This window comes from Candidatus Neomarinimicrobiota bacterium, from assembly GCA_022573815.1.
Taxonomy (GTDB): domain Bacteria; phylum Fidelibacterota; class SORT01; order SORT01; family SORT01; genus JACZTG01.
The window spans coordinates 44033-66661 of the sequence record JACZTG010000007.1 but is presented as its reverse complement, the minus strand read 5'-3'; the positions used below and the strand labels follow the sequence as shown (position 1 = coordinate 66661).

Annotated in this window: 24 protein-coding genes; 10 read left to right on the top strand and 14 right to left on the bottom strand. The window is 41.3% G+C overall.

Annotated elements, in window-relative coordinates:
• Nucleotides 1-9: 9 nt before the first annotated feature.
• The 9 genes from IIB39_04560 to rho all read right to left on the bottom strand — a co-directional run bounded on the left by IIB39_04560 (nucleotide 10) and on the right by rho (nucleotide 10770).
• Entirely contained in the window at nucleotides 10-3438 is a 3429-nt protein-coding gene (locus IIB39_04560) for a DNA polymerase III subunit alpha (GenBank protein MCH8927973.1), read from the bottom strand.
• A complete protein-coding gene (locus IIB39_04555; GenBank protein ID MCH8927972.1) occupies nucleotides 3435-4277 on the bottom strand; it encodes a geranylgeranylglycerol-phosphate geranylgeranyltransferase in 843 nt (280 codons plus the stop codon). The genes IIB39_04560 and IIB39_04555 overlap by 4 nt, the downstream gene beginning before the upstream one ends.
• 13 nt (nucleotides 4278-4290) lie before the next feature.
• Entirely contained in the window at nucleotides 4291-5172 is an 882-nt protein-coding gene (gene prmC, locus IIB39_04550) for a peptide chain release factor N(5)-glutamine methyltransferase (GenBank protein ID MCH8927971.1), read from the bottom strand.
• Nucleotides 5172-6251, bottom strand: coding sequence for a peptide chain release factor 1 (gene prfA, locus IIB39_04545; protein ID MCH8927970.1), 1080 nt, complete (start codon nucleotides 6249-6251; stop codon nucleotides 5172-5174). The genes prmC and prfA overlap by 1 nt, the downstream gene beginning before the upstream one ends.
• A complete protein-coding gene (locus tag IIB39_04540; protein MCH8927969.1) occupies nucleotides 6251-7204 on the bottom strand; it encodes a DUF1385 domain-containing protein in 954 nt (317 codons plus the stop codon). The genes prfA and IIB39_04540 overlap by 1 nt, the downstream gene beginning before the upstream one ends.
• Nucleotides 7205-7269: 65 nt before the next feature.
• Nucleotides 7270-7485 (bottom strand): 50S ribosomal protein L31, encoded by a 216-nt coding sequence (gene rpmE, locus IIB39_04535; protein ID MCH8927968.1) that lies wholly within the window; start codon nucleotides 7483-7485, stop codon nucleotides 7270-7272.
• 15 nt (nucleotides 7486-7500) lie between these two features.
• Nucleotides 7501-8691 (bottom strand): pyridoxal phosphate-dependent aminotransferase, encoded by a 1191-nt coding sequence (locus IIB39_04530; GenBank protein MCH8927967.1) that lies wholly within the window; start codon nucleotides 8689-8691, stop codon nucleotides 7501-7503.
• A 69-nt stretch (nucleotides 8692-8760) separates the two neighbouring features.
• Nucleotides 8761-9417 carry a hypothetical protein gene (locus IIB39_04525; GenBank protein MCH8927966.1) on the bottom strand — a complete coding sequence of 219 codons (657 nt, stop codon included), beginning with the start codon at nucleotides 9415-9417 and terminating at the stop codon, nucleotides 8761-8763.
• 93 nt (nucleotides 9418-9510) lie between these two features.
• Nucleotides 9511-10770, bottom strand: coding sequence for a transcription termination factor Rho (rho, locus tag IIB39_04520; protein MCH8927965.1), 1260 nt, complete (start codon nucleotides 10768-10770; stop codon nucleotides 9511-9513).
• A 370-nt stretch (nucleotides 10771-11140) separates the two neighbouring features.
• Between rho and IIB39_04515 the strand changes: the two genes are divergently transcribed.
• From IIB39_04515 to IIB39_04475, 9 genes are all read left to right on the top strand, one after another.
• The gene (locus tag IIB39_04515) at nucleotides 11141-11755 is read left to right on the top strand and encodes a histidine phosphatase family protein (protein ID MCH8927964.1); all 615 of its coding nucleotides are present in this window, start codon (nucleotides 11141-11143) and stop codon (nucleotides 11753-11755) included.
• Nucleotides 11739-12629 (top strand): hypothetical protein, encoded by an 891-nt coding sequence (locus IIB39_04510; protein MCH8927963.1) that lies wholly within the window; start codon nucleotides 11739-11741, stop codon nucleotides 12627-12629. The genes IIB39_04515 and IIB39_04510 overlap by 17 nt, the downstream gene beginning before the upstream one ends.
• The gene (locus tag IIB39_04505; protein ID MCH8927962.1) at nucleotides 12626-13549 is read left to right on the top strand and encodes a universal stress protein; all 924 of its coding nucleotides are present in this window, start codon (nucleotides 12626-12628) and stop codon (nucleotides 13547-13549) included. Before IIB39_04510 ends, IIB39_04505 begins: the two co-directional genes overlap by 4 nt.
• Nucleotides 13550-13640: 91 nt before the next feature.
• Entirely contained in the window at nucleotides 13641-14813 is a 1173-nt protein-coding gene (locus IIB39_04500; GenBank protein ID MCH8927961.1) for a cysteine desulfurase, read from the top strand.
• Nucleotides 14810-15907, top strand: coding sequence for a tRNA 2-thiouridine(34) synthase MnmA (mnmA, locus tag IIB39_04495; protein ID MCH8927960.1), 1098 nt, complete (start codon nucleotides 14810-14812; stop codon nucleotides 15905-15907). The genes IIB39_04500 and mnmA overlap by 4 nt, the downstream gene beginning before the upstream one ends.
• A 12-nt stretch (nucleotides 15908-15919) precedes the next feature.
• Nucleotides 15920-16729, top strand: a complete 810-nt coding sequence (gene panB / locus IIB39_04490) for a 3-methyl-2-oxobutanoate hydroxymethyltransferase (protein MCH8927959.1) — start codon at nucleotides 15920-15922, stop codon at nucleotides 16727-16729.
• Nucleotides 16726-17577, top strand: coding sequence for a pantoate--beta-alanine ligase (locus tag IIB39_04485; GenBank protein ID MCH8927958.1), 852 nt, complete (start codon nucleotides 16726-16728; stop codon nucleotides 17575-17577). Before panB ends, IIB39_04485 begins: the two co-directional genes overlap by 4 nt.
• 130 nt (nucleotides 17578-17707) lie before the next feature.
• Nucleotides 17708-18034: a DUF3467 domain-containing protein gene (locus IIB39_04480; protein ID MCH8927957.1), complete on the top strand. Its 327-nt coding sequence runs from the start codon at nucleotides 17708-17710 to the stop codon at nucleotides 18032-18034.
• A gap of 61 nt (nucleotides 18035-18095) precedes the next feature.
• Nucleotides 18096-19100, top strand: coding sequence for an aldehyde dehydrogenase (locus IIB39_04475; protein MCH8927956.1), 1005 nt, complete (start codon nucleotides 18096-18098; stop codon nucleotides 19098-19100).
• Between the two features lie 92 nt (nucleotides 19101-19192).
• Here IIB39_04475 and IIB39_04470 read toward each other — a convergent pair whose 3' ends face one another.
• The 4 genes from IIB39_04470 to IIB39_04455 form a co-directional block, all read right to left on the bottom strand.
• Nucleotides 19193-19369 (bottom strand): hypothetical protein, encoded by a 177-nt coding sequence (locus IIB39_04470; GenBank protein ID MCH8927955.1) that lies wholly within the window; start codon nucleotides 19367-19369, stop codon nucleotides 19193-19195.
• A gap of 116 nt (nucleotides 19370-19485) precedes the next feature.
• Entirely contained in the window at nucleotides 19486-20034 is a 549-nt protein-coding gene (locus tag IIB39_04465) for a phosphatase PAP2 family protein (protein ID MCH8927954.1), read from the bottom strand.
• A gap of 19 nt (nucleotides 20035-20053) precedes the next feature.
• Nucleotides 20054-20515 (bottom strand): phosphohistidine phosphatase SixA, encoded by a 462-nt coding sequence (gene sixA / locus IIB39_04460; GenBank protein MCH8927953.1) that lies wholly within the window; start codon nucleotides 20513-20515, stop codon nucleotides 20054-20056.
• Nucleotides 20516-20527: 12 nt separating this feature from the next.
• A complete protein-coding gene (locus tag IIB39_04455; protein ID MCH8927952.1) occupies nucleotides 20528-20947 on the bottom strand; it encodes a YjbQ family protein in 420 nt (139 codons plus the stop codon).
• Between the two features lie 207 nt (nucleotides 20948-21154).
• Between IIB39_04455 and IIB39_04450 the strand changes: the two genes are divergently transcribed.
• Nucleotides 21155-21526, top strand: coding sequence for a MarR family transcriptional regulator (locus IIB39_04450; protein ID MCH8927951.1), 372 nt, complete (start codon nucleotides 21155-21157; stop codon nucleotides 21524-21526).
• 38 nt (nucleotides 21527-21564) lie between these two features.
• Here IIB39_04450 and rseP read toward each other — a convergent pair whose 3' ends face one another.
• The gene (gene rseP / locus IIB39_04445; GenBank protein MCH8927950.1) at nucleotides 21565-22623 is read right to left on the bottom strand and encodes an RIP metalloprotease RseP; all 1059 of its coding nucleotides are present in this window, start codon (nucleotides 22621-22623) and stop codon (nucleotides 21565-21567) included.
• Between the last annotated feature and the right edge of the window lie 6 nt (nucleotides 22624-22629).

The window sequence follows — 22629 nt, the reverse complement described above, 5'->3', positions numbered from 1 at the left end:
TTTCTAATATCAACCCTTCAATCGGACTGAGTCGCTTCCAAGTATTTCATACACACCGTTAAAAAAATTCTTATCCGGCTTTACCGATACGCTGCTTGACAGTAGATTTCCGAGCGTTTTATCATCCATCCGTATAGAAAATCCAATCCGTATATTGCCCTTATATTTATCGGCTAAATCCTTAATACGTTCGATTGCTTCCGGTGAGTGCGTAGAAAGATCTACGTTGATAATTACTGAGGTAGTCAATGTTTCCATCGAACCATCAAGGGAAATGAATTTGTTGGGCACTATTTTCACATCGGATTCATCCCTTGTAGAAAGATTTCCGGTGACCAATACACGACTTTCTTTTTTATTTATAATTTCTCTGTATTGCTCATATACATCAGGAAATACGATCAGTTCGGTAGAGCCTTCTATTCCCTCCAATGTACAGAATGCCATCTGTCTGTTCTTCTTATCGAAATGCACTTTGACTTCGGTTAGTTGACCTCCGGTTCTGATAGTATTAATCCCATTAGAAAGTTCTTCTCCCGGAGTATAATTCGTGAAAGATTTTAGCTCTAACTCATACTTCTCAAGTGGATGCTTTCTCAGATGAAATCCGAAAGAGTCGAATTCAATCCCTACACGCTCTTCTTCGCTCCATTCCTCTGTATCCAGAAGTTTTGGTAGTTCATTTCCCGCAGATTCTGATGGAGCAGCGTCAAAAATATTGGTTTGTCCACGACTCAGCTGAGATTGATGCCGTTGTGCGAATTCTAAAGCTCTGCCTACACTTTCAAATTTCGATGAGCGTTTACCTTCCAAAGAGTCCAGCGCCCCGGAGCAGGCAAGCGCTTCAAGTACTTTTTTATTTACTAAACGCAAGTCAACATGTTTCACGAATTCGTAAAGAGTTTTAAACGGACCGTGTTCGGCTACAGCAGCGACAATCGAATTAGCAGCCTTTACACCGACGCTTTTTATCGCGGCAAGGCCATAGAATATTTTATTTTCCCCTGTCGTAAAATCAGTCTGGCTAAACGAAATATCGGGAGGCGCTATCTCTATTTCGGAACGTTTACATTCTTTTATCAAGATCTTGATCCGGTCCGTGTCGGTCATTTCACTTGCCATAGTAGCAGCCATAAATTCCGCTGGATGCTTAGCTTTCAGGTAACCCGTCCGATACGCAATGAAAGCATATGCGGTAGAGTGACTCTTGTTAAATCCGTATTGAGCGAATTTTTCTAACAGCGTCCACAAATCTTTCGACATTTTAGCGTCGAGATTACTCTTTTTACTGCTTTCGAGAAAATATTTTTTTTGTTCCTCCATGAGTTTTTTCTTTTTCTTACCCATAGCTGAACGCATTATATCTGCTTGAGCAAGTGTCATACCCGCAAGTTCATTGGCTATACGCATAACCTGCTCTTGATAAACAATAATGCCGTAAGTCTCTTTTAGTATAGGTTCAAGATCGGGATGCAGATATTCTATCTTTTTCTTTCCGTGTTTCCGCTGAATAAATTCTTTAATGTTCTCCATCGGACCCGGCCGATACAAAGCATTTACAGCTATAAGATCTTCTAACCGTGTGGGTTTGAGTTTTTTTAGCGTATCCTGCATACCTGCTGATTCAAACTGAAAAATCCCTATGGTATTCCCCGATGTGAAGAGGTCATAAACCTCAGGGATATTCATATCTATTTTCTCAAGGTCGAGATGTACTCCCTTTTCTTCAAGCATATCCAATGTTTTTTGCAATACGGTAAGAGTTCTCAGGCCAAGGAAATCCATTTTCAGCAGACCGATTGAGTCAAGCATCTTCATATCATACTGAGTAGTGATTTCATCAGAGGCTGATTTGTACAGCGGAACAAAATCTGACAGAGCGCCGGGAGTGATAACCACTCCAGCGGCATGAGTAGAAGCGTGCCTGCTCATCCCTTCCAGTAGTTTTGAATATTCGATTAACTTACGATGGGTGTCGTCAATTTTCTCTATCTCAACAAGCTCGGGCACTTTTCGCATTGCTTCTTCAAGAGTGACATTCGGACCCAATGGAATAAGCTTCGCGATAGAATTAATTTCGGAATAAGGCATATTCAATACCCTCCCCACATCCCGTATAGCCGCTCTTGCTTTCATCGTACCGAATGTAATTATCTGAGTAACTGAATCGTGGCCGAACCGCTCCTTAATATAACTGATCACTTCTCCTCGACGCTCATAGCAAAAATCTATATCAATATCGGGCATGCTGATTCTGTCGGGATTTAGAAAACGCTCGAAAATCAATCCATATTGTAAAGGATCAACAGCTGTGATTCCAAGAGCATAAGATACTACGCTTCCCGCGGCAGAACCCCTTCCGGGACCTACTGGAATTCCTTGCTCTTTGGCATATCTGATAAAGTCATTAACAATTAAGAAATATCCGGCAAAACCCATTGAATTAATTGTTTCGACTTCGTGTTCCACCCTTTCCTTAATCTCGGAAGTTACCTCCGGATACCTTTCCTTTACTCCCTCCCAAACCAAGTTTTCCAAATATTTTTCAGGAGTTTTTTCCCCTTCAGGCAGCGGGAAATTAGGCATATGAAATGTTTTGGTGTCAAGATCAATATCAACTCTTTCAGCCAACGCCAACGTGTTCTTTATTGCGTCCGGCTGATTCTCAAAGAGAGCGGACATTTCATCAGGGTCTTTGAAATAAAAATTATCGGAGCTATACTTCAGCCGGTCTGTATCCTCAAGAGTTTTCCCTGTTTGGAGGCATAGCAATACGTCATGCGCTTCCGCATGATTTTTTCGGAGATAATGACAATCGTTGCTCCCAATAAGCGGGATATTAAGTTTCTCGGCAATTTTCGGGACTTCGGTCAGGATGATTTCATCTTCCGGCATCCCGTGATTCTGAATTTCCAAATAGTAATTCCCGTTAAAAATGGATTTATATTCCTCCGCTACTGCGAGAGCGGCATCATTATCACCTTTTAAAAGATAATAATTCAATTCGCCGTTGAGGCAGCCGGAAGAACAAATTAACCCCTCACTGTATTCTCTTAAAATTTCCTTGTCTATTCTCGGCTTATAGTAAAAACCTTCTAAATAAGCCAAACTGGAGAGCTTCATAAGGTTATTGTAACCCGTTTTATTCTCCGCGATCAGCAGAATATGAAAAGATGTTTTTTCTCTTCTTCCGGGTGTGGAAGATTTTTCATGCCTGGTGCGCGGGGCGATATACGCCTCCATTCCCACTAAAGGTTTAATCCCCTTCGATTTGGCGTATTTATAAAATTCTATCGCACCGAACATATTTCCATGATCAGTGAGAGCAACTGCGGGCATATCAAATTCTGCGGCTGCGTCAACTAACGAATGAATTTTGCAAGCGCCGTCAAGTAAGCTGTAATCTGAGTGGTTGTGGAGATGAACGAAACTGCTCATGCTATACCGAGATACATGGAAAATAACCCTATAAGCATGTCAAATTTCAATAGCGTAATCAATCTTTTCAGGTTCGCACTTCCAGAATTTCTCCGGGCGGATATCATGGTGTAAACCAACAAAAGGTCAACACCGAGTAAAACCACAATAAAATAAATTAGATTGTAGATTTCATAAAGGAAAGGTAAAAATGTCAGAATGATTAAAATTCCGAAAGAAAATCCCGCAAGTTTGAGAGAAGGTTCGATTCCGTACTTCAAGGGGAATGTTTTTAAGCCTAATTTGGCATCTCCTTCCATATCTTCTATGTCTTTTAGTACCTCCCGTCCGAAGTGGAAAAAAAATGAAAACAGCGCCGGAATCAATGATTCTTTTACCCTTCCGACTGCTACTCCGCCATATATGAATGCCAATGAGGTGAGCAACGCTACCAAAAGGTTTCCCCAAAATGAAGTGCGCTTCAAGCGGGCGGAATAAATATACGTTAGCATAGCTGCGATTACTGCTATTATCAGTGCCGTCTGATTAACGAGCGCACCGGCTGCAATTCCACAAATGTATAGCATCATAGCTATTTTTCTGGCAGATGTTTTAGTTACCTGACCGGCGGGTATCGGTCGCTCCGGCTTATTGATTCTATCAGATTCCACGTCATAATAATCGTTTATCGTGTTCGCTGCCGCCGTCAGTAATAACCCGCTGACGCAGGCGGCGATAAGAGGATAAACAGGTTCCAAGCTTCCAGTTAAAAATGCTCCGATAAAAACAGAAAAACCGCCTATGGCGGCATTGTGCGGTCGAATCAGGTTAATGTATCCTTTTATTTCTTTCCTGCTCAAGCCTTTTCCTTTATTACCGCTCCGCGAAGGCAAATCGCGCGTGCGAATTGTAATCCGATTCCACAGAAACGTTCAAAAAACCGGCATTCAAAAGCAATTTCTGCACTCTCTTTTTCTGCTCATTCCCACCAATCTCAATAAGAATATACCCCCCTTTTTGAATTGAATTCGCGGCTAAATTTATAACTTTTTCTATCATTTTGATGCCGTCAGAATAATCAGTTAATGCAGCTTCCGGTTCCCATTTCTTGACCTCATCCTGCAAATTATTCATATCTGACATCGAAATATACGGTGGATTGGAAATTACCATATCATACTTTTCATCGGGGAAACCATCGGAATTAAAATCATATACCAGGAGTTTGATGCTGTCACTTACACCATTTTTTTCGGCGTTTTCTTTGGCTATCTTTATTGCTGCTTCGCTAATGTCAATTGCGGTAACTTCAACTGAGGGTAAAAATTTAGCAATTGCGATGGCGATATTTCCACTCCCTGTTCCTACATCAAGAACTTTAAGCGGAGCCGTGTTCACATTCTGAAGCAACTCAATTGCTTTCTCCACTAATTGTTCTGTCTCCGGGCGGGGGATTAAAACATTTTCATCAACCAGTAATGAAAACCCCATGAATTCTGTCTCACCGGTGATGTACTGAAGTGGCTTATGGTCAAGTCGCTCTTTTAGTAAAGATTTAAAATGTGTTGATTCGGAAGATGAAAGTAGTCGGTCAAACTGGAGGTATAGATCAATTCTTCTGTTGCCTAAAGCGTGCGAAAGAAGCCATTCTGCTTCGACTCTGGGAGACTCGATTCCCTTGGATTTTAAATAGTCCTCCGAGTAATCTAATATTTCCTTTATATTCCATTTTTGTCGGGCATCCGTCATAGGCATTATTTATCTTTCTCTAATTCTTGAATTAATCTCTCGCGCATTTCCCGTTTGTTGGTCTCTATAAGCTCATCTAAATCACCATCCATAATTTCAGTTAAGCTATAAAGAGTCAAATTTATCCTGTGATCCGTAACCCGGTTTTGCGGAAAGTTATATGTTCTCACCTTTGCGCTTCTGTCACCGCTCCCTACCAGCAAACGCCGTTCGGCAGCAATTTCGCTATCTTGCTCCTCTTTCATTAATTCCTGTAAACGAGACCTCAAAACCTTTAACGCCTTAGCTTTATTCTTGTGCTGGGATTTTTCATCCTGACACGAAACTACCAGCCCTGTGGGAATGTGAGTTATTCTGACCGCCGAGTCAGTAGTGTTGACACTCTGCCCACCCGGACCTGAAGACCTGAATACATCTACCTTTATTTCGTTGGGTTTTATCTCCACATCCACTTCGTCTGCCTCCGGAAGTACGGCCACAGACGCGGCAGAAGTATGAATACGCCCGCTTGTTTCTGTCGCAGGCACTCTCTGAACACGATGGACTCCACTTTCGAATTTGAGGTCACCGTATGAATTGTCCTCCAATACAGAAAATATCACTTCCTTAAATCCACCCATATTAGTTGGACTGCTTGAAAGGACTTCAATTTTGGTGCCCTTTCTTTCAAGATATCTCGTATACATCCGGTATAGGTCAGCCGCGAAAATCGCCGCTTCGTCGCCTCCGGTACCCGCCCGTATTTCCAATACTGCACGCTTGTTGTCATCAGGATCTTTCGGTAAAAGGAGTTCTCGAATTTCGTCCTCGAGAGGTTTTAGGTAGCCGTTTAATTCCTTGAGTTCATCCGTCGCCAGCTCTATCAGCTCCTCATCTTTTCCCTCGATAATTTCTTCGTCTTCCAATATCTTCTTACGGAGCTTTGTGATTTCTTCAGCCTTTTTAGCAATTGGCGCAATTTCACTATGCTCCTTTGCCAGGTCGCGATATCGTTTGTTGTCAGCCATCACTGCCGGGTCGCTCAGAAGAGTTGATAATTCATCATATCTCTCTAACACTTGTTCTAAATTTTGAACCGAGCTCATTATACAGCGTCCGCCTCAAATTTATTACCGACGAATTCATCATATTTATCTCCGAGAGCGGATTTAAGCGCAGCCGCCGCAACTTCTAATTGTGATTCATCCGGTTCTTTAGTAGTAAGCCTTTGGAGCCACAGACCCGGCGCTATTATTATTCTGCCTATCTTTGTGCTGCCGTACTTGCCGGAAAGCTTAATCGCTTCAAATCCAACTCCTGCCACAAAAGGAATAAACGGTAAATGTGTAAGTAAGCGCATTCCAAGGTTAATTCTGCCGATATAACCGAGTAAAACCGTATCTATTATCCCAAAAACTATAATGGAAACTATCATCACAATGAGCAAAAAACTTGTTCCGCATCTCGGGTGAAACCTCGTAAACGGCATCGCTTCAGATGGCAATAGTTCACATCCCGCTTCGAACGCAAAAATCATCTTATGCTCTGCTCCATGATACATAAATAGTCTTTTGATGTCACTCACCAAAGATATCAGACCGATATAGACCAGAAAGAGTGTGATCCTTATGGAACCTGAAACCAGATTGAATTCCATTGCTTCTTTTTCCACATTAAAAAATTTTGTAGTCAGAAACAGCGGAAGAATAAAAAATATCCCCAGCCCGAGTGATAAGGCAAACAGAAGAGTACCTGCTTTTGCAAGCTTGCCGGGCGCTTTATTTTCTTTATCCGGCTCCAAGTCCTCCATATTTTTATCTGCTGACCACTGCAACGTTGCGAAACCGATTTTCATCATTTCGAATAGCGCTATCATACCTCTTAATACAGGTATATTCAGCTTTTTTCGTCTTTCCAATATTGATGTGAATTCGTGCCGTTCTACCTCTATTTCTCCGTTTTCTCTCCGGACAGCGGTAGAGTAAGCGCCGGGAGCGCGCATCATCACGCCTTCAATTACCGCTTGTCCACCGACGAGTATTTTTTTCTTTTTTTCCATTTTATTATATCAAAAGAGGCGCCGAAATAAACTATTCCGGCGCCCGATTATAATGATTTTTTCTCTTAAGCTTCTGTTTCTTCTTTTATGCCATATTTCCGTCGGAATTTTTCGACTCTACCTGCGGAGTCAACTAATTTCTGTTTTCCTGTAAAGAACGGATGACATTCAGAACAGATTTCAACGTGTAAATCGTTGGCAGTTGAGCGGGTCTGAAAACTATTTCCGCAAGCGCACGTTACTGTCTGCAATTTATATTCCGGATGTATATCTTTTTTCAATTTCTTCCTCCGTAATTACTTCAATAAGTTAAGAGCATCACTTATTCGCGCGACGCCTTCGGTCAATACTTTTTTCGGTGAAGCAAATGAAATTCGTATATTGTTGTCCGAACCGAATGCCACACCGGGAATGACTACCACTTTTGCCTGTTCTACTAAAAATTCTGAAAAATCTGTTGAGTTATTAATTACTTTTCCGTTAGCGGACTTCCCGAAATACGAGCTGATATCGGGAAATATGAAAAAAGTTCCTTCGGGTTTTATTACTTCCACTCCCGAAAGTTCGCTCAGACCCTTGTAAATTAAGTCTCGTCTTTCCATATAGGTGTTTTTCATTGATTCAACGACAGATTGGTCTCCGTTTAGAGCTCCCTCGGAAGCCTTTTGAGCTATAGAGTTTGCGTTTGACGTACTTTGCGATTGTATTTTGCTCATTGCTTTGATCAAATTCTTCGCACCTCCCGCAAAGCCGATTCTCCAGCCTGTCATCGAATATGTTTTTGACATTGAGTTTACCGTCAATGTTAAATCAAATGCTCCCTCATATGAGGCGATACTTTTATATTCCTTGTCGAATGTTATACGCTCATAGGTTTCGTCTGAAATGATAAGCAAGTTATGCTTTTGTGCAGCTTCAATAACATCTTCGATAAAATCGTCATCAAGCAACGAACCGACAGGATTTGAAGGTGAATTCAATATTACAGCGGTTGTTTTATCTGTTACATAGCTCTCAAACGCTTCCTTTGTACTCCGACAGCCATTGGTCGTGTCAAGCTCCGCAATCACGGGAACCCCGTCCGCCATTTTCACGATTTCCGGAAATGATACCCAATATGGAGCCGGAATAATCACTTCATCGCCGGGATTAATAGTCGCCATAATACCATTATAGATTGCCTGTTTTGCTCCTCCCGTGACGATTATTTCGTCCAGAGAATATTTCAGGGAATTATCTCGTTCAAACTTCGCAGATATAGCTTCTTTGAGTTCAACAATTCCATCTACTTTAGTATATTTGGTGTAGCCCGCTTCCATTGCATCTCTGGCTAAGTTTCTAATATGCTCAGGAGTTGGAAAATCCGGTTCACCGGCGCCTAAATCAATAAGATCAACACCTTGCGACTTTAAATCCGCCGCCATCGCCATTACAGCCATAGTTTTCGACGGCTGAATATTATTTATTCTGTCTGATAGTTTTATCATTTTCCGTTACCTTACAGCTGGTGAATATAAGTTTTTATACCCCTCACCGCAAGAAGAATCACTTGACTTTTACTTTAATTTTACGCTTCCGAAACCTCTGTCAGACATATTTCCTAACCCAAGATGAATCGGAATCTGAAAATTTGTTTCAAATTCTCCTACAAATCCGGGTAACGTTGTGCCGAGTTTGAATGAAGGGATTTCTTTTAGAGAATGCTTAACCTTGATTCTTGAATCTATTTCGCACTCGAATGCTCTCGCAATTCCGAGTATATTTCTGATAAGCATTTTTGAAAGTGCCGCTGAACGCTCCTCCTGATAGAGATACTTAAACTCACTATAATCCAATTCGCTGAAAGCGAGCCAGGGAGTTTCAAAAAAATATTTTCTGCGCTTTTGGCTCATACCTATTTCAGCGTCCGATTCCTCTTCGTTAATTTCTTTGACGGGGTAATTTTTATGCCCTAAATAAAGCTCCGTAAGATCAGGAAGAATTTTTTTTACTGCTTCTACTCCTTTTTCCATAGCATAAATAAACGGACTATCATCAATTATTTTATATTGGATCAATGGAATTTGTTTTACTTTTTCCGCATATCCCTCAGATAATCTTGCTAAATCGCTGTCGGCAAATCTTTTAAGCATAAATGCCCTAAAGTGATGGCTCGAAATTTTACTTGACGCACCTATGTTGATTCTAATAATATCGATATGAATTGATTTCATCGATAAGGCCCCCTTAAAAGCCTCGGCGTATATTTCCGGCACCGAATTATGTAATATGGAAGTCCCTAAATATCAGGGGGAATTCTGCTTATATTAGTTCCAATCACTCATAGAGGCAAGAAATTCTTTATTACTCTTAGTACGTTTCATCCTTTGTAAAAGAAATTCCATTCCCTCCACCGGGTTAAGATCGCTTAAGAATTTCCTCAATATCCACAGCCTGTTCAGCTCTTCTTTGGACAGGAGAAGCTCTTCCTTTCGTGTACTGGAACGGTTTAGCTCAATGGAAGGATATATCCTTCTGTCGCTGAGCCTGCGATCGAGAACAAGTTCCATGTTTCCTGTTCCCTTAAACTCTTCAAATATTACATCATCCATCCTGCTTCCCGTGTCAATCAATGCAGTTGCTATAATCGTAAGACTTCCCCCTTCTTCGACATTTCTCGCAGCTCCGAAAAATCGTTTAGGTCTGTGGAGAGCATTTGAATCCACACCACCGGAAAGAATCTTCCCGCTGTGAGGAACAACCGTATTATGCGCTCTTGCAAGGCGTGTTATACTATCGAGAAGTATGACAACATCCTTGCCGTACTCAACGAGTCGGCGGGATTTTTCAAGAACCATCTCGGCAACCTGGACGTGCCTTTCCGGCGGTTCGTCAAATGTTGATGAAACCACTTCTGCATCCACCGAACGCTGCATATCTGTTACCTCTTCAGGGCGCTCGTCTATAAGCAGCACAATCAATATTATTTCAGGATGATTGCGCGTTATGCTGTTAGCGATTTTTTGAAGCAAAATCGTTTTGCCTGTCTTCGGCTGAGCCACGATAAGTCCACGCTGACCCTTGCCTATAGGAGTAAGCAAGTTCATAATTCGCATTGAATATCCGTTCGGTTCGCACTCAAGATCAATTTTTTCGTCGGGATAAAGAGGGGTTAAGTTATCGAATAAGACTATTTCCCTCGATTTTTCGGGATCTTCGTCATTGACCTTTTCAACTTTAAGCAACGCAAAAAATCGCTCGTTATCTTTAGGCGGTCTTATCTGCCCGGAAACCGTATCTCCGGTTTTAAGGCTAAATCTCTTTATTTGTGAAGGTGATATGTAAACATCGTCAGGTCCGGGAAGATAATTGTAATCTACTGATCGCAAAAATCCATATCCGTCCGGCAATATCTCCAGGACACCTTTTGAATGTATTTGGCTTTCTTTATCGGATTTAGCTTCAAGTATTCCGAATATAATTTCCTGTTTTTTCTTACTCGAAGCCTCCGGTAGCTCCAGCTCTAACGCAATTTTGGAAAGCTCCGATATTTTCATCGTTTGAAGTTTTTTTATATCAATTCCCATTAATTCCTATCCTTTTAAAATTTAGTTTCGATTGTTCGAACGCCACTCAGAAAAGTTTTTGCGTTTTAGATAACATTTAAAATGTTTTAAAAAATTTGTTAAGTCTTTCGGCAGGTGTTCCTAATTCAGTCTATCCTATTTTCGTCTATGTTTATTGTTTCCCGCTTAGATATTGTTTATGAATTTTTTTGCAGTTAGTTGAAACAAAGTTCTGTAGCGCTTTTAATTTACATTTATTTATTCTGTTGTCAAGATAAAAATCCTCAATTCCTGATGACTGAATTTATTTCCATTAGATGCTATTATAGCTAAGTCCAGCTTTTTTATTTAATAAAATGATTATAAATTAACTTTCTATCAGGAATAAATAATGCATCTATACATTACTCGCCACGGACAAACAAAAGAAAACGTAAGTGGAATACTTCAAGGAAGAACTCCCGGAAATCTCAACGAAAAAGGTTTTGAGCAGGCACGATTACTCGGCGAGGCTTTGCGGAATAAGGACATAACTGCAATTCACTCGTCTGATTTGGACAGAGCAATCGATACAGCCTTAATCATCAGCGACCTGATTGGCGCAGTGCTTGTACCGGAAAGTAGCTTGCGTGAACGAAATTTAGGAATTCTGGAGGGCAAGAGCTGGGATGAATATTTTAAGGCTCAGGAGAAAAGCGGCTTGTCTCACTTGGAATATAAACCTGAAGGTGGCGAATCTATTCTGGATATACAAATTAGAGTAAAACCTATCCTTTTAGATCTTACGAACGGACACCAGAGAGGGAATATTCTAATTATGGGGCATGGAGGTCTCAATACTATATTACTCGATATGCTGCTTCCCATGCCACTCGCGGAAATCTGGGAAATAGGTCAGAGCAACGCCTGTATAAATCGGTTGGAAGTTATGGGCTCTATGGAAACCAGAGCTATTATTCTTAACGATACGAAACACTTAGCTGCATCTGATGATACAATCGAATAATTCTCAAATTTTTAGGATGGTTCTGATAATTCTGATGCTTTTTAATTTCTCCAGCGCCTATTCCCAAAATTCGACTTTCGACAATAATGTTTCTGAGTGGCTTGGTGAAGAAATATTTTTTCTCCCTATTGATACTTCTTCAATTAAGGAGCCTTATAAATCTTGGTCGCTTTCTCCGATTAAAAATATAAATCCTTCTCCATCGCAGGTTTACGGCAGAAAGGGAATTATTGTTGACCTGAAAAGAGACGACCAGTTTGATCCGTATTTCGTTACTGTGGACATTGTTGATTCCGACACGACGCTCTACGCCATGAGCTTTGACGGTCACCTTCCCGATGTCGGCTTCATTAAGGATTTCAAAAAAGCTATGAAACTAACCGGCGCTATTCTCTGGAATAACCGCTCTATGTTTTATACTTTTGATTCCGTTCTTGCCTACGAAATACCTCAGGCAGTCACAAATCTCGAGCCTCTGTTCCTTTGGAATATCGAGTGGAGCAATGACGCCTGGAAACCTATCAGACTTACATTCATTGAACCCGATGGAAGAAGAGTTTTTATTAATATGAATTTTTCCGAATTGAATCTATCGCCTGAATCACCTCCGCAGTTTATAGAAAATGTTTTTCATAAAGTAAATCCGAGACTGACTCATCCCGAGTGGAAAGAGAAACTTTGGTTAAATATCGAAAATGAAGCTATTACCAAGAAAATGTCCCGCGAAGCAGTGCTTCTCTCGTGGGGCAAACCCATATCTTTTGCCAACCATAAAGAGAAAGATGACCTGATAGAAATTTGGCACTATGACAGAACTCCATCTGTCAGAATTAGATTTAAAAATGGTATATTAGACCGATGGGAAACTAAGTGAGCAATTTTAGGAAAATACTTTTGCCTACCGATTTTTCGCCCTGCGCTAATGCCGCCCTATATCAGGCAATTACTATCGCTGAGCGTTTTCAGGGCGCGGTGACAATGCTGCATGTCGTTACCGTGCATGAAAGCGACAGAGGGAAAATCGAATCGGTATTTTCCGAGGATTCCAAATCTTATGACCAGATTATGACATCCGCCGAAGAGATGCTCCATACGAAAGAAGGAATGATTGAAACTCCCGTTTTAATAGAAAAGGTGCTCAGGAGAGGTATTTCGCCTACGAATGAAATTATTAATTATGCTGCCGAGCATAAGTCGGATTTGATAGTCATGGGGACGCATGGAAGAACAGGCATCAGGCGGCTCATTATGGGAAGCGTGGCGGAAAAGATAATCAGACTTTCTGATTGTCCTACTATGACGGTTCGATGTGGAAGTGACGGCAAGGAAAATCCGTATCCAAACTACCGTTCCATTTTGCTTCCCGTTGATTTTAGCGCTACATCAGTCAACGCATTATGGAGAGCCGCAGAAATGGCAAGAAGCTACGGAGCTATCCTGACGCTGCTTCACGTAGCAGAGCCTATTGACCTCTCAGGTTATACAAATGAGGGTGACGGTTCGGAAGAAGATTTTTTAGATAGCCAGCTCGATTATGCTGAAAAAGCCCTTCACGAGTTCACATCAAACGCTCCGCTGGAAGGCATTGAAGTTTATACAAGAGTAGTTCACGGGAGACCGGGAAGGAAAATAATTGAATACGCTGACGAAGAAGGCATTGACCTCATTATCATTCCTTCGCTGGGTAAGAGCGGTTTGGAGCGGCTCCTTATGGGAAGTACGGTAAACAAGGTTGTGCATAGAGCAAATTGTCCCGTTATGGTTCTTAAAAAAACGGATGATTCTCCAAAGTAAAAATAAGTACGGATTTTAATGATCCTTAATACCCCTCCCATTCTTGCATCTGATATAACGAATTCATAAATTGCTTGGCTGAGAATTAATGATGAAACCGAATAAACATATATATCTCGACCACAGCGCTACAACACCTGTTGACGCTGAGGTTATAGCTGCTATGAGCCATGCTATGAGCGAAGGCTGGGGCAATCCTTCCAGTACTCATGCGGACGGCAGAAACGCTAAGTTTCTCATAGAGGAAGCCAGGGAGAGAGTGGCCGGACTGATGAACTCATCTCCTGACGAAATACATTTTACAAGTGGCGGAACTGAAGCGGACAATTGGGCACTAATTGGCATCGCCCATTCGCTGAAGGATAAGGGCAATCATATCATAACGGCTGAAACAGAACATCCCGCTATTTTAGACAGTTGCAAAGTGTTGGAAAAAGAAGGATTTAAAATTACGTACCTTTTTACAGACCGGAACGGGAGCATCCATCCACACGACCTTGAAGCGGAAATAACTCCTGAGACCATCCTTATTTCTCTTATGCATTCCAATAATGAGATCGGCACTATTAACCTTATTCACAAATTCGCCGGTATAGCAAAAGAAGCCGGAGTATTGATACACACGGATATTGTGCAATCGTACGGTAAAGTACCCATTGACCTGAAAGAATTGGATGTGGATCTGGCAAGTGTTTCGTCCCACAAAATTTACGGTCCTAAAGGAATCGGAGCTCTTTACGTCCGCTCGGGCGTTGGGATTGACCAGATTATGTTCGGCGGTCATCAGGAGCGTGACAGAAGAGGTGGAACGGAAAACGTTCCGGGCATCGTCGGCTTCGGCAAAGCAGCCGCGCTTCGCGCCGAACGGTTGAAGTCGGATTCCCTGTCTGTGAAAAATATGGCAAAAAATTTATTTGAACTCCTTTCCGAAAAAGTCGGTGGTGTGAGCCTAAACGGACATCCGACTCATCGTATTCCCGGTCATCTCTCTCTCACTTTTGAAAGGATCGACGGAGAAGCGCTTTTAATGAACCTTGATACTCAGGGGATTTCAGCCTCAGCAGGCGCAGCTTGTTCTTCAGGCGCGGTAAAAATTTCCAGCGTATTAAAAGCTATCGGATTAAACGACGAAGAGGCAATTGGAACAGTGCGGATAACTTTCGGCAGAGAAAACAACGAGGAAGATGTGGAACTTGTGGTTCAAGCTATTAAGGAGCAGGTCATAAGACTCCGAAAAACAACGCCTCAGATTGCAGCGCAATGAACAAGAAAGTCATAATGGCGTTAAGCGGCGGAGTTGACAGTTCAGTGGCGGCATTAATTCTCATAGAGCAGGGTTATGACGTAATCGGCGTGACTATGAAGAACTGGGAATTTGAAAGTGCAGGAGGAAATCTCAGTTCGGAAAGTTCCTGTTGTTCGCTCGGCTCTATCGAGAACGCTCGAATGGTGGCGGCTCAGTTGGAGATTCCTCACTACGTTTTTGATGTATCTGATTTTTTCCACGAAAAAGTAATAGATAATTTCAAATCCGAATACTTACGTGGTAATACTCCAAATCCTTGCGTCCGATGCAATTCTCTCGTCAGGTGGGAGACACTCCTCGAAAAAGCAGAAGTATTTGATGCGGACTTTGTTGCTACCGGTCATTATGCCCGAATTCATCGTGCAGATTCCAAATCCGCTGCCGAACTTCGAATGGGCATTGATTCAGATAAAGATCAAACTTACGCGCTATGGGGACTTAAGCAGTCCGAGCTTGAAAAAACGTTGTTCCCGCTTGGCGAACTTAGCAAACCTGAAGTTCGATTGAAGGCTGAACAGGCGAAACTACGCACTTCTAAAACTCCTGAATCCTTTGAAATATGCTTTATTCCCGATAACGATTACAGACGGTACATTCGAGAAAATGTTGAAGGCATCGAGGAGCTTGTACCGGACGGCGATATTCTCGACACGGAAGGAAATGTTCTTGGGATTCATCAAGGCTATACCAATTACACTATCGGACAGCGAAAGGGACTCGGAATCGCACTGGGCGAACCCGCTTATGTCACTGAGATCAATTCAATGGATAACACCATCAGAGTCGGGTCGAAAGAGGAGCTTATGTCCACAGAATTCTCACTCGCGGATGTAAATATTATTGATAATACAAGAGATGGTGATAAATTTAACGCTAACGTTAAAATCAGATACCATGACAAAGGTAATGAAGCGATGGTTCGGAAGAAATCCGATGGCGAATGGAGCGTCGAATTTAAAAGCCCTGTGGAAGCTGTTACGCCCGGACAATCGGCAGTTTTCTATGATTCTGACCGTTTAATCGGGGGAGGCGTCATCAATGCAACACAATAAGAAGATTATCTAATGGCCAAAAGAAAGAAAGTAACCGTTGAAACGCTGCACCGGATGAAAAAAAACGGGGAAAAGATCGTCTGCCTCACAGCATACGATTATTCCACCGCTCTCCTGCTTGATGACGCGGGTGTTGACCTCATACTTGTCGGGGACTCAGCCGCAATGGTTATAGCGGGTCATGAAACCACTCTACCGATTACGATGGATGAGATGGTTTTCATTACGCGCTGGGTTTCGAGGGCGAGTCCTAAAGCGATGTTAATCGGAGATATGCCGTTCGGATCATATCAATCTGATATTCCTACCGCAAAAATAAACGCTGCGCGTTTTATGCAGGAAGGACAGGCTGACGGTGTTAAAATAGAGGGTGGGAAGAGGTCTGCCGATACTGTAAAGGCGCTCGTGGATTCAGGGATACCTGTGTTCGGTCATATTGGTATGACACCTCAATCAGTAAATGAGTTCGGTGGGTATAAGGTAATGGGAAAAACTTCCGTTTCACACGATGAGCTTATCGAAGATGCCATTGCTCTTCAGAATGCGGGTGCGTTCGCAATTGTCATTGAAGCGACTAAGACCAAAACCGCTACGGACATAACAAACGCCATTCAAATTCCCACAATTGGAATCGGCGCAGGTTCGCATTGCGATGGACAAATTCTCGTAATAAACGACCTCATCGGGAACTACGCCGGATTTGAACCTAAATTTGTCAGGCGTTATGCTCAAGTAGGAAAAACCATTTCCGACGCTGTGAAAAAATTCTGTGTGGATGTGAAGAATGGGAGCTATCCCAGCAGCGCTGAATCTTACGAATGAGGATTATCAGATCTGTCGCTGAGATGCAATCTTACTCTAACTCTCTCAGGAGTAATGGGGTAAATATCGGGTTTGTTCCTACTATGGGCGCTCTTCACGACGGACATTTAAGTTTAATCCGTAAATCGCTCGAATCTACTGATGAAACTATCGTTAGCATCTTCGTTAATCCTACTCAATTTGCCCCATCAGAAGACCTTGCAAGCTATCCAAGGGACTTTGCCCGTGACGAAGATCTCGCCCGGGAGTTGGGAGTTAAACTGATTTTCAATCCATCGGCAGAGGATATATATCCCAATGGCTTTAGCACTTTTACAGTTGTAAAAGACCTAAGTGACATTTTAGAGGGCGAATCGAGAGCGTCCCATTTCAAGGGTGTAACGACTATCGTCAATAAATTTTTTAATGTAATAAACCCTAAATTAGCATTTTTTGGTCAGAAGGACGCACAACAAGCATTGATAATCAAAAAGATGGTTGAAGACTTAAATTTCGATATAAAAATAATTGTCTGTCCCACCATACGGGAGAATGACGGACTCGCAATGAGTTCTCGTAATACATATTTATCTACCGAAGCCCGCAGTCAGGCAGCCATAATATATAAATCGTTACGATCAGCCGAAAAAAACCACAAAAATGGAGAGTTTGACGCGGTTAAACTGCATCAAAATATACTTTCTGAATTTAAAAATGCGGATCTCGCGACCATAGATTACGCAGCTATTGTGGACGAAAAAACTCTTTTACCGCTGAAATCAACTGAGAATGGCGCGCTTATTGTTATCGCGGTTCTATTCGATAAAACGCGACTCATTGACAATATTTTACTCGGTGCGGCCGTATAACCTTTTTCGCAACTATTTCCAGCCATTTCTGAGATAATAACCTGCTTTTGGCTTGATATACAAATAGAATAATGATAAGTTAGGCTGCCAAATAGGCGATTACTATTTATCAATCATATTTGAGGCAGAAATGAATAAGGAAAATAAAAGACAACTGTCAATCGAACTTCCACAGGAAAAAGCAGACGGAGAGTACGCAAATTTAGCTCTTATTACTCATTCACCGGCTGAATTTGTGTTTGATTTTTGTAGGGTAGTACCGGGCGTTCCCAAAGCTAATGTTCAATCAAGAATAATAATTGCTCCGATGCACGCAAAAGCTTTTTTGAATGCGTTACAGGAAAATATTAGACGTTATGAGAATCAATATGGAAGTATCACTATGCACCAGCCTAAAAGTGATGGCGGGTCGGAGTTCCCTCCTCCATCAAGCTCAGACCCTGTGGCTGAGGCTTGATGTTAGACTCTAATAATTTTACTTTAATCTACAGAAAAAATATAATAACAAGGAGACTGGATTGGCAACAAGAGTAGCTATAAACGGATTTGGCAGATTAGGAAGAACTATATTCAGAGCGGCAAAACTTCGGAACGCCGATATTGAATTTGTGGTAATTAACGATAGAGCTGATGCGTTCAGCCTTTCAACTGTTTTGAAATATGATTCAATCCATGGTATTTATGATGGCGAAATATCTCACGATGATAAAAATATCATTGTGGACGGACAAAGTATTCCAGTCCTTTCACTTCGTGAAGAAGAAGGAAACCTTCCATGGGGCGACTATGGAATTGATGTTCTAATTGAATCAACCGGAATTGCCAGAAACAGAGAATTTTTGGATATACATATAAATTCCGGAGCGAAAAAGGTTCTCCTGACGACACCTAGTACCGATCCTGTTGACGCTACCATAGTTTTTGGTGTGAATCACGATATTCTTACCGGTGATGAAAAAATTATACTAAATGCATCCGGCACAACCAACTCGGCTGCTGTATTATGTAAGGTAATGGAAGATAGTTTTACCATCAAAGGAGGTTTTATAACAACAGTCCACGCATACACTCTTGATCAAAGTCTCCTTGATTATCCGCATGAGGATATGCGACGAGCACGATCCGCGGCACTTTCCATAATCCCCACAACTACGTGGGCCGTGCAAACTGTCGAACAAATTATCCCGCGACTTAAGGGGAAGCTTGACGGAATAGCTTATCGTGTTCCAGTTCCTGCCGGCTCTCTCGTTGACTTAGCTTTGGATATTGCTACAGATGTAACATTGGAAGATATACAAAATGTGATGAAAATAGCGGCCGAGGGCTATATGAAGGGTGTTTTAAAATATGAAGAATCGCCGCTTGTCTCTGCTGATATCGTTGGGGACACTTCTTCTGCCATATTCGATGCGCCCTTAACGAAAGTACTGAAACCTGACTTCGTAAAAATCATCGGATGGTTTGATAATGAAGCGGGATATTGTAATCGTGCTGTGGACCTGATAAAACTAATATCTTCATAACTAAATGTTGACGGAAATAAAAAACCGCAGATAGCTGTTCTGCGGTAACTACTGATGTTGCGTTGAACCCGTTTATCGCGTTCGATTAAAGATCACTCTGTTTTCTTCGTTGCTTCCAAAATATTCCACAATCCGATAGCAAGTGAAAAGAATCCCATCGCCATACCGTAAACGCCAAAACCTGTTTTATCTCCCCACCAGGTGTAGAGAACGAATAATCCGCCTAATCCCAGAAGAATTCCAAATGCCATAGGGTTTTTTCCTATCATTTCACTCTCCCACTACTCATTAAATCAATATTTATTAAATGGTTTTGCTGCTTCGACAAAATATAGTATCACTTAAAAGTAATCACAAGGAAAATATACTATTGATAATAAAGGAATTAACCACCAATTTTTCGAACTAAATATTTATTCCAAACATAAATGAAGCCTCTGCTCACCGCAAATCCTAAGATTATCCCACCCAAAACGTCAGAGGGCCAGTGTACACCTACATATATTCTTGAAAATGAAACGACTAACGCAAATGCTATAAAATATGGCATCCACTTTTTGTAATGATAACCAAACCAGGTAGCCATTATCATCGTCCCGGTAGCGTGACCTGATATGAATCCGAATTTACCGCCACAATTAATTCTTAAATTCAATTCCGCCAATTCTTTACACGGTCTCAATTGACCTACTAAAGGTTTGATAATACCGCTGGATATATGATCGCCCAATCCGACTGCTAAAATAACTCCTAACATTATAAACTTTGTTTTTTTATCGCCGATTATAATTCCCGTAACAGCCGCCAGTGCGATAGGAATCCCCCATATATTCTGTTCCGTAATAATAGGCATAATAAAATCAAAAACAGGATTAGAAAGAGTCCCGTTTAGAAAATTAAATATAGCGATATCAATGGTGTGTAAGAAATCCAAAACAATTTAATCAAATTGATTATTTCGGATTGAAAAACCACATCAGAAACCAATCACCTGAGTTACCCCGTTCCAAGCATGCAACGCAAGCAATTCCAAAGGATATTGAATGTTTTTCCGCTGATTCCTTGAGTAGCAATACTGCTAATTTATCCATAAACGGCAAATGACCCACAAGCATAATATCATTCTGTATTTCACCTGCCCACTTTGCAATCTCAGCTGCGGAATCGTTTGGATTTAATCCTTCCATTTCGTTCAATGGAACTGTAGTATTAAATTTCATTGTTGACTGGATTACCTCAGCAGTTTGTTTAGCTCTTAATTTTTTACTATGAAAAATAATATCCAAGCGGTCAATGCGTGCAGCAATCTCTGTTCCGGTTTTACCTACTTCAAATTTTCCCCATTCACTTAGAGTGGATTCTCCGCCGTCATTGTTCTCCGCCACCTCTCCATGTCGCAGTAAGTATAATCTCATCTTTGCATGCCCTTATTCACCGATTATCTTGATTAATACTCTTTTTTGCCTTTTCCCATCGAACTCCGCATAAAATATCTGTTCCCATGGGCCTAAATCCAATTTACTGTTAGTGATTGCTACAGTAACTTCTCTGCCCATAATCTGTCGTTTAAGATGCGCATCGGCATTATCTTCTCCGGTACGGTTATGTTTGTAATTATTGACAGGTTCGTGTGGCGCAATTATTTCCAGCCATTTTTCGTAGTCTTCAAGTAATCCTGATTCATCATCGTTTATATAAACAGACGCAGTAATGTGCATAGCGTTGCAGAGTACGAGCCCTTCCTTCACTCCTGACAATCTCACAAGGTTTTCTACTTTAGATGTAATATTAACATATCCGCGTCGTGAAGGGATATTGAAAACAAACTTTTCTGTGAGAAATTTCATTTTCGCTCCTAAATGCTATGCTGAATAATTATTACTGATGATACGGTAAGAGAAAATTCAGTAAATTGAAAGACTTTTTACTTGACAACCAAAAATAATAGTTTATACTTAAACCACTAAATTATGAAACTATTTAAAAATCAAGTAAGAAGAAATTTAAATGATTCCCTGTTATCATGGAAAAATATTTCTCGAATTGAGTCCGCAATGCAAATCAAGCTTGCCAAGCAGTACAAACGATTTAATCTCACCTTACCACAATATGAGGCTTTAGCGTTGCTCTGGGTTAATCCCGAAGGACTCACCCAAAAAGAAATTACCGAAAAGTTACAATGGAGTAAGGGAAATACTACAGGTGTTCTGGTAAGGATGGTGGAAAAAGACTTCCTATCTCGTGAAACCGTGATAGAAGACAAACGATTTCACAAAGTAATTCTTACTCATAAGGGGCGAAATCTCTCTGATAAAATAATTCCTCAGATTGAGAGAATAATTACCGACCAATTAGAATCCATCTTATCCGTGAGAGAAAGAAGGATGCTCAAAGAGATACTCAGTAAAACTTTCGGCGGATTATAGAATCAGCTGATAGACGTTCTAAAATTACCGGTTCTGCTCTATCTGGAAAGATCATTGTAAATCACAAGGGCAGCCATTACAAGGAACAATGCGAATCCAACTTGCTGAATTGCCATCTTTATTTTGATTGAAAGAGGTCTATCTTTTACCCATTCTATCAATATTACAATTAAATGTCCTCCATCAAACGCAGGGATCGGTAGTATATTCAATATAGCAAGATTAATACTTAATATCGCTATGAGCTGAAACAGGCTATCCATACCTGCTCTTGCGGATTGTCCGGCAAGTTGGGCAATGAATATCGGTCCTCCCACAGCTTTAAATGACTGCTCCCCGGATACTAACATCTTTATAGATAAAAGAGTAAATTTCCCCCAAAAGTAAGTCCTGGTAAATCCGCTGCCAATTGATTCCATCAAACCGGCATCCCTGACATTAATGGTCGGTCCTATGCCTATCATACCAAGTTCTTTAATCGCACCATCCACCGGAACCATATCTGAACGGGTTGTGATTTTTTCGGTATATATAGCCTCGTCCCTCAGCCATGCAACTTCAATTTCAAGATCTGGGCGGGAATGTATATAGTCGGTCAACTCATCCCAGCTGTTTATTTCATTTCCGTCAATTGAGAGAATTTTGTCTCCAGCCTGCATACCTGCAGCTCCTGCCGGATAATCATCCCTAACTGAACTGATTACTGTAGTTTGATCTACTTCTCCTATGCCGGATGCAAATGTGAGGATAGCAAAAATTATTATAGCGAGAATTATATTCATAATCACTCCCGCAGATATTATGAAAATCTTCTGAAGGGGGCTTTTTGACATAAACTCCCACGGTTCACCCTTAATATTTTCTTCGTCCATCGATTCATCGATCATTCCTGAGAGTTTTACGTAGCCTCCCAAAGGAATCGATGAAATACAGTAGTCCGTGTCTCCTATTTTTATTCCGGCAAGTCTTGGAGGAAACCCTAAGGAAAATCGCTCTACTCTAACTCCTGAAATCTTCGCGGCAAGAAAATGCCCTAATTCGTGTATAAGAATTAATATTCCGAGAACTACTCCTGTTGCTATTATCGTCGTTAACAAATTTAC